Source organism: Pseudomonas sp. AD21 (genome assembly GCF_002878485.1).
Taxonomy (GTDB): Bacteria; Pseudomonadota; Gammaproteobacteria; order Pseudomonadales; family Pseudomonadaceae; genus Aquipseudomonas.
Genome location: NZ_NQYG01000003.1, coordinates 60,080 through 71,938, shown reverse-complemented (window position 1 = coordinate 71,938; position 11,859 = coordinate 60,080). Strand labels below are relative to the sequence as shown.

Genomic DNA, 11,859 nt, shown 5'->3' with positions numbered 1-11,859 from the left:
GTGATGCAAAAGCCCAAACCGAACTTCTATAACACGGCCTGGCGTTGGCATTTTTACGCCGGTCTTTTCGTCGCCCCTTTCATGGTGATGCTGGCCCTGACCGGCATCATCTACCTGTTCAAACCGCAGCTCGATTCCCTGATGTACAGCAGCCTGCTCAAGGTTCCGGCCGGGCATCACACGGTGTCGGCCGATGAGCTGCTGCAACGGGTGAAAAGCGCTTATCCACAGGGCCAGATCACCCAGTACCTGCCGCCGGCGAATGCCGAACGCAGCGCGCAATTCGTGGTGAAGAACGAAGGTCATGAACTCAACGTGTTCATCGATCCGTACCACGGCGACATCCTTGGCGAGCAGGATGCCAAGCAGAATCTGCAAGCCGTCGCCCGCGCCATTCATGGCGAATTGATGATCGGCACGGTCGGTGACCGCCTGATCGAACTCGCCGCCGGTTGGGGCGTGGTGCTGGTGGTGTCGGGGGTGTTCCTGTGGTGGCCGCGAGGTCAGTCCGCCGGCATTTTGTGGCCACGGCTGAACAGTCGCGGTCGGGTGTTGTGGCGTGACCTGCACGCGGTCACCGGGTTTTGGGGCGCGGCCTTGCTGCTGGTGATGCTGCTCAGCGGCATGACCTGGACCGGCTTCTGGGGCAAGCAGTACGCCCAGGTCTGGAACGTGTTCCCGGCCGCCATGTGGAACAACGTACCGACCTCCGACATCGAGGCCGGCAGCCTCAACAACGCCGCGCGCCAGACCGTGCCATGGGCAATGGAAAACACGCCGATGCCGATGTCCGGCGACCATGCCGAGCACATGGCCCACGGCGGCATGCAACCCGCCCCCGCCGCACCCGCGATCAGCCTGCAAGAGGTGCAGAACATCGCGATTGAACGCAAGGTCGAGCCGGGCTACAGCATCACCCTGCCGACCACCGCCAGCGGGGTGTTCACCATTGCCGTATTCGCCGACGACCCGCGCAACGACGCCACCCTGCACATCGATCAGTACACCGGCAAAGTCCTCGCCGATGTGCGTTTCGAGCAGTACGGCGCGGTGGCACGGGCCACGGAAATCGGCGTGATGCTGCATGAAGGCAAGATGTTCGGCACCTTCAACCAGATCGTCGTGCTGCTGATCTGCCTGATGATTCTGCTCAGCGCCGTCAGCGGTGTGGTGATCTGGTGGAAGCGCCGACCACAGGGCAAGTTCGGTGTGCCGCCGCTACGTCATGACCTGCCGAAATGGAAAACCGGCGTGGCGATCATGCTGGTGCTGGCGGTGATTTTTCCGCTGGTGGGGGCTTCGCTGGTGGTGGTCTGGTTGCTGGATCGAGTGCTGTTGTCGCGCCTGGGGCGCCAACCTGAATCTGCCTCAACTTCATCATGAAACAGGCGAGATGCGCGGTTTAGACAGTTCTTTAAACTGCCGGGGCTTAAACTCCGGCAGATTCCTGTGGGAACGGGTTTGCTCGCGAATGCGCAGTGTCATTCAACGAACAGGGTGTCTGACACGCCCTCTTCGCGAGCAAGCCCGCTCCCACAATCGTCGTTCCGTCCGCGGCCAAAAGCTGCGGGGTTTCTTTTGAAGAAGTGATTCACCACCCCGATGAACAAGTACCTCTTGTCCAGCCTCTGCCTGTTCGCCCTGAACAACGCCAATGCCGATAGCCAACCGCTGACGCTGCCTATCGGCACGATCAGCGCACCGGCCATGGACGACGAAAGCCTCAGCCTGACCACGCCGACCACCGCCGGTTCACGCCTGAACCTCACGGCCATGGAAACCCCGGCCAGTGTCGAAAGCCTCAGTGGCGAACAAGTGCGTGCCCGTGGCGATCGCAACGTGCAGGACGCCGTGTCGCGCAGCACCGGCATCAGCCGCACCGGTACTCCCGGCGATGGCGGCACCTCGTTGCAGGCGCGCGGTTTTACCGGGCAGAGTTCGGTGATGCAGTTGTATGACGGCAACCGCATGTACACCGGCATGGGCACCGTGACCTTTCCGGTCGACACCTGGTCGGTGGCGCGCGTCGACGTGCTGCGCGGTCCGGCCTCAGTGCTGTACGGCGAAGGCGCGACCGGTGCGGTGGTCAACGTGATCCCGAAGAAGCCGTTCAGCGGTGAAATCGAAAACCATCTGCGCGTCGGCTACGGCTCGTATGACCGCCAGCAGCAGGCGTTCGACAGCGGCGGCTCACTGACCGACACCCTGAGCTATCGCCTCAATCTCAATCGTCTGCGCAGCAATGGCTGGATCGATCGCGGCGACTCCTCCAGCGACTTCATCAGCGCCGCCCTGCGCTGGCAGGCTACCGATGATCTGGCTTTCACATTCGCCCACGACTACGGTGACCAGCGCCCACAGAACTACTTCGGCACGCCACTGATCAACGGCCGGTTGCAGGACAGCCTGCGCAACAAGAACTACAACGTGCGCGACAACCAGCAGCACTACAACGATCAGTGGACGCGTCTGACCACTGACTGGCAGATCAACGATGCGCTCAGTGCCAGCAACGAGTTGTACTACCTCAAGGCCCAGCGCCGCTGGCAGAACGCCGAGAACTACAACTTCGATCGCGACACCCGGCAATTGAGCCGCAGCGGCTACTTCGGTATCGGGCACAAGCAGGAGCAGGTCGGCGACCGCCAGACCTTCACCTTCAAGCACTCGCTGTTCGACCTCGACAGCCAGACCGTGACCGGTGTCGATTACAACCGCATCCGCTTCCAGCTCAACAGCAACTCGCCGTTCAACGACGTGTTGCCGAACGGCCAGGCGCTGGACCTGTATCACCCGCAGCCGGGCTATTTCGCAAGCGCCAATCCGTACCGCGATCAGTTCGACAGCACCACGAAACAGATGTCGCTGTTCGCCGAAAACCGTACGCAACTGAGCGAACGCTGGTCGCTGGTGACCGGTGTGCGCCGCGATTACGTGCACGTTGATCGCAACAATCTGATCGACGGCAGCCAGAGCGACAAGACCCTGACCGGTAACAACTGGAAGGCCGGACTGGTGTTTGCGCTGACGCCCGACACTTCGTTCTACGGGCAGGTCGCGACCAGCACCGACGGCATCGGCGGCCTGATCTCCCTGAGCCCGAGCCAGCAGCAGTACGACTTGTCGACCGCACGCCAGACCGAGATCGGCATGAAACAGTTGTTCTGGGATCAGCGCGGCGAGTTCACCCTGGCGGCCTATCGCATCGTCAAAAAGAAGCTGCTGACGGACGATCCGGGCAACCCGACGCTCAAGCAGCAAGTCGGTCAGCAATCGTCCAATGGCCTGGAAGCCAGCCTCGACCTGCAATTGCCCCACGCCTGGCAACTGCAGGCCAACGCCGCGATTGTGAAGGCCAAGTACGATGATTTCTCCGAGGTGGTCAACGGGCAAACCCTTTCGTACAACGGCAACCGCCCGGTGGACGTGCCCCGGCGCACCGCCAATCTGTGGCTGAACAAAAAACTGAGCGATGACCTGAAGGCCGGCGCCGGCGTGCGCTATGTCGATGCGCGCTACGCCGACATGGCCAACCGCAACGAGCTGCCAAGCTACACCGTGGTCGATGCCACGCTGTCGTGGCAAGCCTTGCGCAATACCACGCTGGGCCTGCAAGTGAACAATCTGTTTGACCGCCAGTACGCGCAAAGCCAATACAATGAGGGCCAGCAATGGATTCTCGGCGAGCCGAGATCGTTCTTCGTCACCGCGGATTACACCTTTTAAAAGTTGAAACACTCTTGTGGTGAGGGGATTTATCCCCGATGGACCGCGCAGCGGTCCCAAAACCTGTAATCACCGTTTATCAGAAGACCGTATTCATCGGTTTGCGACGGCTTCGCCGCCGATCGGGGATAAATCCCCTCGCCACAAATGATTTACTGAACTCAGGAATGTGATGACCTCGCTAAACCTCGCCAACCTCGCCTGGACACCTCTGGGCCACGGCCACTGCCATCACCAGTTCCAGCTGCGTGACGCCTCGTTGCAGGTGGCCGCTGGTGAGTTTGTCGGTTTGATCGGCCCCAACGGCAGCGGCAAGACCAGCCTGCTGCGCTGTGCCTACCGCTTCAGCCAACCGGAAAGCGGCGAGGTCAGACTCGATCACCACAACGTGTGGAAGCAGTCCTCACGCTGGTGCGCACAACGCATCGCCGTGGTCCTGCAGGAATTCCCCGATGCCTTCGGCCTGACCGTCGAAGAGGTTGTCGCCATGGGCCGTACACCACACAAAGGCCTGTTCGATGGTGACACGCAGGAAGATCGCAATCTTGCGACGCAAGCGCTCAAATCAGTCGGCCTCGATGGCTTCGAAGACCACGCGTTCGCCACCCTTTCCGGCGGTGAAAAACAGCGAGTGATCCTCGCCCGCGCCCTGACTCAGCAACCGCAACTGCTGATCCTCGACGAGCCGACCAACCACCTCGACCCGCGTTATCAACTCGAGCTGCTGCAACTGGTCAAGCGCCTGCAGATCGGCACCCTCGCCAGCATCCACGATCTGAATCTGGCCGCCGCGTTCTGTGACCGACTCTACGTGATCAACCACGGGCACATCGTCGCCAGCGGTACGCCGCAAGAGGTGCTCACCACTGAACTGTTGCGCGGCGTGTTCGGTGTCGAAGCCTTGATCGATTCCCACCCCCTCCACGGCTACCCGCGAATCACCTGGATAACCCGACCATGACTGTGCGTTCCCTGCTTTGCGTCGCTCTTTTGTTGTGCAGTGCTCAAGCCCTGGCCGAAGCCACGAAATACCCGCTGACCATTCATAGCTGCAACCGCGAAGTGAGCTTCAGCGAGGCGCCGAAGCATGCGGTCAGTCACGACATCAACATGACCCAGATGATGCTCGCCCTCGGTCTCAAGCCGCGCATGGCCGGGTACAGCGGCGTCAGTGGCTGGAAGTCGGTAACGCCCCAGATGCAGTCGCTGCTCGATGGTTTGCCGGAGCTGGCCGCGAAATATCCGTCGGTGGAAACCCTGCTCAACGCCAACGTCGATTTCTTCTTCGCCGGCTGGGATTACGGCATGCGCGTCGGCGGTGATCTCACCCCGCATACCCTGCAACCGCTGGGCATCAACGTGTATGAACTGACCGAATCCTGCGCCTTCGTGATGAAGCGCCCGGCGGCGACGCTGGAGGACACCTACAACGACCTGCGCAACCTCGGGAAGATCTTCGACGTACAGGATCGCGCCAACGCGCTGATCGCCGACATGCAGCAGCAGGTCGCCGAAATCCGCAAAGACCTGCCCGCCGACAAGCCGCGAGTGTTCCTCTACGACAGCGGCGAAGACCGCGCCATGACCTCCGGCCGCCTCGGCATGCCGCAAGCGCTGATCGATGCCGCCGGTGGGCGCAACATTCTCGATGACGTCGACGCGAGCTGGACCCGGGTCAACTGGGAAACCGTGGTCGAACGCAATCCGCAGGTGATCGTGATCGTCGACTACAGCGAAATCACCGCCGAGCAGAAGATCGAATTCCTGCTGAAGAACCCTGCGCTGCAGTCAGTGGACGCGATCAAGAACCAGCGTTTCATCGTCATCCCTTACGTGCAGGCCACGCCGGGGATCGATAACGTGCTGGCGGTGCAAACCCTGGCCAAGGGGTTCCACGGCGAATGATCGACCGTCGCTACGCCCTGTTGCTGACCGTCCTCGGCGCCGTGTTGCTGGTGTCATGCGTGGTGTCGCTCGGCTTTGGTCCGGCGCGGGTGCCGGTGGAGGTGGTGTGGCGGATTCTGCTGCACAAGGCCTTCGGCGTCGGCGACGTGAGCTGGAGCGCCGGGCAGGAACACATTGTCTGGCTGATCCGCGTGCCGCGCATGTTGCTCGGGGCATTGGTCGGTGCCGGGCTGGCATTGATCGGCGCGGTGCTGCAAGCGGTGACGCGCAATCCACTGGCCGATCCGCACCTGCTCGGCGTCACTTCCGGCGCGACGTTGGGCGCGGTGATCGTGGTGCTACACATTGGTGAAATCGTTGGCCTGCTGACCTTGCCGATTGCCGCGTTCATCGGTGCGTTGCTGAGCATGTTTCTGGTGCTGGGCATTGCCAACCGTCAGGGCCGGCTCGACAGCGACCGATTGCTGTTATGCGGTGTGGCGGTGTCGTTCGTGATGATGGCGATCGCCAACCTGCTGCTGTTCATGGGCGACCACCGCGCCAGCTCGGCGGTGATGTTCTGGATGCTCGGCGGCCTCGGCCTGGCACGCTGGGAACTGCTGGCGGTGCCGGCGCTGAGCGTGCTGCTTGGCCTCGGTTTGCTGTTGGGTATGGCCCGACCGCTGAACGCACTGATGGCTGGCGAGCAGACCGCCGTGACCCTCGGCCTGAATGCCCGGTCGGTGCGTTTACGGGTGTTTGTGATCGCCTCGTTGATGACCGGCGTGCTGGTGTCGATCAGCGGCTCGATCGGTTTTGTCGGGCTGATGGTGCCGCACATTGCCCGGCGCCTGGTCGGCGCCGAACATCGCCGCCTGCTGCCAGCCTGTGTGCTGCTCGGCAGCCTGTTCCTGGTGTGGGTCGATGTCGCCGCCCGGACCCTGATCGCGCCGGAAGACCTGCCCATCGGCGTCGCCACCGCTGCCATCGGCGGCGTGTTCTTCATCGGCCTCATGCGCCGCCGCTGATCCAACACAGATCAACTTGTAGGAGTGAGCCTGCTCGCGATGACGGCGACACATTCGACATCAATGCGGATGACAGAACGCTATCGCGAGCAGGCTCACTCCTACAGGGGACAATGTCGCCCTTGAAATCGCGCCCCAATCTGGCGCGGCCATCTGCACCAACGCTCCACCCGCGTTCCTTCATGGTGCGCCCTGCCAACGCGCAACCGCTCTAAACCGACATTTCCCTGCCCGATCCCGACCGGGCACAGCCCTTGCACAACACACCTTCAGTCGTCCGTATCTGCCAACCAGAAAAATTAAATGCTCATGGAGATCGCACAATGAAGCGTCGCAGTTTGATCAAGGCTTTCACATTCACGGCATCTATTGCCGCGATGGGCATGACCTGGACTCTTCAGGCCGCCGAGACCATCAAGGTCGGGATTCTGCATTCGTTGTCCGGCACCATGGCGATCTCCGAAACGTCGCTCAAAGACATGGCGCTGATGACCATCGATGAGATCAACGCCAAGGGCGGCGTCAACGGCAAGATGCTTGAACCGGTGGTGGTTGACCCGGCGTCGAACTGGCCGCTGTTCGCCGAAAAGGGCCGGCAGTTGCTGACCCAGGACAAGGTCGCAGTGGTGTTCGGTTGCTGGACCTCGGTGTCGCGCAAATCGGTGCTGCCGGTGTTCGAAGAGCTCAACGGCCTGCTGTTCTACCCGGTGCAATATGAAGGCGAAGAGATGTCGCCGAACGTGTTCTACACCGGCGCCGCGCCGAACCAGCAAGCGATCCCGGCGGTGGAATATCTGATGAGCGAAGAAGGCGGCAGCGCCAAGCGCTTCTTCCTGCTCGGCACCGACTACGTCTACCCGCGCACCACCAACAAGATCCTGCGCTCGTTCCTGCACTCCAAAGGCGTGGCCGACAAGGACATCGAAGAGGTCTACACCCCGTTCGGTCACAGCGACTATCAAACCATCGTCGCCAACATCAAGAAATTCTCCGCTGGCGGCAAGACCGCCGTCATCTCCACGGTCAACGGCGACTCCAATGTGCCGTTCTACAAAGAGCTGGCCAACCAGGGCCTGAAAGCCACCGACGTACCGGTGGTGGCATTCTCGGTGGGCGAAGAAGAGCTGCGCGGCATCGACACCAAACCGTTGGTGGGCAACCTCGCGGCGTGGAACTACTTCGAGTCGGTCGAGAACCCGGTGAACAAGAAGTTCGTCGCTGACTGGAAGGCCTACGCGAAGAAACACAACCTGCCGGGCGCCGACAAAGCGGTGACCAACGACCCGATGGAGGCCACTTATGTCGGCATTCACATGTGGGCGCAGGCGGTCGAGAAAGCCAAGTCCACCGAGATCGACAAGGTCCGCGAAGCGCTCGCCGGCCAAACCTTCGCCGCGCCGTCGGGCTACACCCTGACCATGGACAAGAGCAACCACCACCTGCACAAGCCGGTGATGATCGGCGAAATTCAGGCTGATGGTCAGTTCAACGTCGTGTGGCAGACCGAAGGGCCGATCCGCGCGCAACCGTGGAGTCCGTTTATCGATGGCAACGACAAGAAGCCCGATTATGCGGTGAAGAGCAACTGAGTCATCCCGCTCAACCTGATCGTTCCCACGCTCTGCGTGAGAATGCCTCAACGGACGCTCTGCGTCCGCTTTGGGGACGCGGAGCGTCCCGGGCTGCCTTCCCACGCGGAGCGTGGGAACGATCACTACGCAAGGCCAAGCATATGCCCACTGCCCTTTACCGCTTGCTTCTCGCCATCGCGCTGTTGCTGCCGATGCTGGCCCACGCCGGCGATGCCGAAGACTTCGTCGCCGCCAACCCGGTGCAGCAAGCCAAACTGCTGGAAGCCTGGGCCGCGCAGCCCGATCCGGCCCGTATCGAGCTGATCAACGCCCTGCAACAAGGCGAGCTGACCATCGACGGCCAAGCCAAAACCCTGCGCCTGAACAACCGCCTGCGAGGTCTGATCGACACCGCGCTGGCCAGCCACCAATTGCTCGCCGCCGACGCCAAAACCCGTCTGACTGCCGCGCAGCAATTACAGAAAAGCGCCAAACCGGCGCAGCTGAAATTCCTCGACCAGCAACTGGCTGACGAAAAAGACCCAGGCGTTCACGACGCCCTGAGCCTGGCCTTGGCCAACCTGCAACTGGTGGATGCCGAACCGGCGGTGCGTCTGGCCGCCGTGCGCCTGCTTGGTGAAACCGGCGATCCACTGGCTCGCACCCGCCTCGAAGGCTTGCTCGAGCCTGGCGTCGAAAGCGATGCCGGCGTGCGCACCGCCGCCGAAACCAGCCTCGCTCAGGTCAAGCGCAAACTGCTGATCGGCGAAGTGTTGGGTCAGGCCTTCAGCGGCATGTCCCTCGGCTCGATCCTGCTGCTCGCGGCGCTCGGTCTGGCGATCACCTTCGGCCTGCTCGGGGTGATCAACATGGCCCACGGCGAGATGCTGATGCTCGGCGCCTACTCGACCTACGTGGTGCAGTTGATGTTCCAGCGCTACGCCCCGCAAGCCATCGAGTTCTATCCGCTGATCGCGCTGCCGGTGGCGTTCCTGGTCACGGCGGCAATCGGCATGGCGCTGGAGCGCACGGTGATTCGTCACCTCTACGGCCGGCCGCTGGAAACCTTGCTCGCCACCTGGGGCATCAGCCTGATGCTGATCCAGCTGGTGCGTCTGCTGTTCGGCGCGCAGAACGTTGAAGTGGCGAATCCGGCGTGGCTGTCCGGCGGCATTCAAGTGCTGCCGAATCTGGTGCTGCCGTACAACCGCATCGTGATCATCGCCTTCGCCTTGTTCGTGGTGGCGCTGACCTGGCTGCTGCTGAACAAGACCCGTCTGGGCCTCAACGTGCGCGCAGTCACCCAGAACCGCAACATGGCCGCCTGCTGCGGCGTGCCCACCGGACGCGTCGACATGCTCGCTTTCGGCCTCGGTTCGGGTATCGCCGGCCTCGGTGGCGTGGCGCTGAGCCAGATCGGCAACGTCGGCCCGGATCTGGGCCAGAGCTACATCATCGATTCGTTCCTGGTGGTGGTGCTCGGCGGCGTCGGGCAACTGGCCGGCAGTGTGCTCGCGGCGTTCGGTCTGGGCATCGCCAACAAGATTCTTGAGCCGCAGATCGGTGCGGTGCTCGGCAAGATCCTGATCCTCGCGTTGATCATTCTGTTTATCCAGAAACGTCCGCAAGGCCTCTTCGCACTGAAAGGACGGGTGATCGACTGATGAACCAGCCTCTGTTAGTCACGGCCACGCAAAAGGCCGGGCCGAAAGTCACGATCGCGGTCGGAGCGCTGATTCTCGCGCTGCTGATTGCCCTGCCACTGCTGTCGCTGTTATCGCCAGACAATGCGCTGCACGTCTCGGCGTACACCCTCACGCTGGTCGGCAAAATCCTCTGCTATGCCATCGTCGCCCTGGCGCTGGATCTGGTCTGGGGTTATGCCGGCCTGCTGTCGCTGGGCCACGGTCTGTTCTTCGCCCTCGGCGGTTACGCGATGGGCATGTACCTGATGCGTCAGGCCGCCGGCGATGGCTTGCCGGCGTTCATGACCTTTCTGTCGTGGACGGAACTGCCGTGGTACTGGAGCGGCACCAGCAGCTTTATCTGGTCGATGTTTCTGGTGGTGTTGGCGCCGGGTCTGCTGGCGCTGGTGTTCGGCTTCTTCGCCTTCCGATCGCGGATCAAGGGCGTGTACTTCTCGATCATGACCCAGGCCCTGACTTTCGCCGGCATGCTCCTGTTTTTCCGCAACGAGACCGGTTTTGGCGGCAACAACGGCTTCACCAATTTCCGTACGATTCTGGGGTTCGGCATCACTGAGCCGGGCACCCGCGCGGTGCTGTTTCTGGCCACGGTGTTGCTGCTGGTGGCGAGCCTGTTCATCGGCTGGCGCCCGGCGCAGAGCAAGTTCGGCCGGGTGCTGACCGCGCTGCGCGATGCGGAAAACCGCCTGATGTTCTGCGGCTACGACCCGCGCGGCTTCAAGCTGTTCGTCTGGGTCCTGAGCGCGGTGTTGTGCGGCCTGGCCGGGGCGTTGTACGTGCCGCAGGTAGGGATCATCAACCCCAGCGAAATGTCGCCGACCAACTCCATCGAAGCCGCCGTGTGGGTCGCCCTCGGCGGACGCGGAACGTTGATCGGCCCGTTGCTCGGCGCCGGTGTAGTCAACGGCATGAAGAGCTGGTTCACCGTGGCCTTCCCCGAATACTGGCTGTTCTTCCTCGGCGCGCTGTTCATCGTCGTGACGTTGTACCTGCCCAAGGGTGTGATCGGTCTGCTGAAGAAACGAGGTGAGCAATGAGAGTGACAGCGAGCGCTGAATTCATGCTGGAGCCGGCGTTTTTCCCGCCACTGGAGCCGAACAAGGACGCCGGCACCAGCCGCGATTCGCTCGGTCTCGGCCAGCGCGTCGGCCCCGGGCTGAACACCCGTCACGGCACGATCCTGACCCTGGAAGACATCAGCGTCAGCTTCGACGGCTTCAAGGCGCTGAACAATCTGAACCTGTACATCGGCGTCGGCGAATTGCGCTGCATCATCGGTCCCAACGGCGCAGGTAAAACCACGCTGATGGACGTGATCACCGGCAAGACTCGCCCCAGTCATGGCAAAGCGTGGTTCGGTGAAACACTCGACCTGACGCAGATGAGCGAAGTGCAGATAGCCCAGGCCGGGATCGGCCGCAAGTTTCAGAAACCGACAGTGTTCGAAGCCCTCAGCGTGTTTGAAAACCTGGAACTGGCGCAGAAAACCGACAAGTCAGTGTGGGCCAGTTTGCGTGCACGCCTGAGCGGCGAGCAGCGCGATCGCATCAGTGAAGTGCTGGAGACCATCCGCCTCACCACGTCGGTCAATCGCCCGGCGGGTTTGTTGTCCCACGGCCAGAAGCAGTTTCTGGAGATCGGCATGTTGCTGATGCAAGACCCGCAACTGTTATTGCTCGACGAACCGGTGGCGGGCATGACCGATGCCGAAACCGAGTTCACCGCCGAGCTGTTCAAGTCGCTGGCCGGCAAGCATTCGCTGATGGTGGTGGAGCACGACATGGGCTTTGTCGGCTCGATTGCCGACCACGTGACTGTGCTGCATCAGGGCAGCGTGCTGGCCGAAGGCTCGCTGGAACAAGTGCAGGAAAACGAGCGCGTGATCGAGGTTTACCTCGGCCGCTGAAACTGCAAACACCGCTCCCACAGGTGGATTTGAGGAGA

Annotated in this window: 9 protein-coding genes; all 9 read left to right on the top strand. The window is 62.0% G+C overall.

All coding sequences use genetic code 11. The annotated features are described in order from the left end of the window. Positions 1–3: 3 nt before the first annotated feature. The 9 genes from PseAD21_RS02565 (at position 4) to urtD (ending at position 11,821) form a co-directional block, all read left to right on the top strand. Positions 4–1,383 carry a PepSY domain-containing protein gene (locus PseAD21_RS02565; protein ID WP_102354369.1) on the top strand — a complete coding sequence of 460 codons (1,380 nt, stop codon included), beginning with the start codon at positions 4–6 and terminating at the stop codon, positions 1,381–1,383. A 219-nt stretch (positions 1,384–1,602) separates the two neighbouring features. Continuing rightward, positions 1,603–3,726 carry a TonB-dependent siderophore receptor gene (locus PseAD21_RS02555; protein ID WP_102354367.1) on the top strand — a complete coding sequence of 708 codons (2,124 nt, stop codon included), beginning with the start codon at positions 1,603–1,605 and terminating at the stop codon, positions 3,724–3,726. 172 nt (positions 3,727–3,898) lie between these two features. Beyond that, the gene (locus PseAD21_RS02550) at positions 3,899–4,687 is read left to right on the top strand and encodes an ABC transporter ATP-binding protein (protein WP_102354366.1); all 789 of its coding nucleotides are present in this window, start codon (positions 3,899–3,901) and stop codon (positions 4,685–4,687) included. Further along, positions 4,684–5,631, top strand: a complete 948-nt coding sequence (locus PseAD21_RS02545; RefSeq protein ID WP_102354365.1) for an ABC transporter substrate-binding protein — start codon at positions 4,684–4,686, stop codon at positions 5,629–5,631. The genes PseAD21_RS02550 and PseAD21_RS02545 overlap by 4 nt, the downstream gene beginning before the upstream one ends. Then, a complete protein-coding gene (locus PseAD21_RS02540) occupies positions 5,628–6,638 on the top strand; it encodes an iron ABC transporter permease (protein WP_102354364.1) in 1,011 nt (336 codons plus the stop codon). The genes PseAD21_RS02545 and PseAD21_RS02540 overlap by 4 nt, the downstream gene beginning before the upstream one ends. 323 nt (positions 6,639–6,961) lie before the next feature. Then, positions 6,962–8,227: an urea ABC transporter substrate-binding protein gene (gene urtA, locus PseAD21_RS02535; RefSeq protein ID WP_102354363.1), complete on the top strand. Its 1,266-nt coding sequence runs from the start codon at positions 6,962–6,964 to the stop codon at positions 8,225–8,227. A gap of 143 nt (positions 8,228–8,370) precedes the next feature. Next, entirely contained in the window at positions 8,371–9,873 is a 1,503-nt protein-coding gene (gene urtB / locus PseAD21_RS02530; RefSeq protein ID WP_102354362.1) for an urea ABC transporter permease subunit UrtB, read from the top strand. Further along, on the top strand, positions 9,873–10,952 hold the full coding sequence (gene urtC / locus PseAD21_RS02525; protein WP_102354361.1) for an urea ABC transporter permease subunit UrtC: 1,080 nt from the start codon (positions 9,873–9,875) through the stop codon (positions 10,950–10,952). Before urtB ends, urtC begins: the two co-directional genes overlap by 1 nt. Next, positions 10,949–11,821, top strand: a complete 873-nt coding sequence (urtD, locus tag PseAD21_RS02520; RefSeq protein ID WP_102354360.1) for an urea ABC transporter ATP-binding protein UrtD — start codon at positions 10,949–10,951, stop codon at positions 11,819–11,821. The genes urtC and urtD overlap by 4 nt, the downstream gene beginning before the upstream one ends. Positions 11,822–11,859 lie beyond the last annotated feature (38 nt).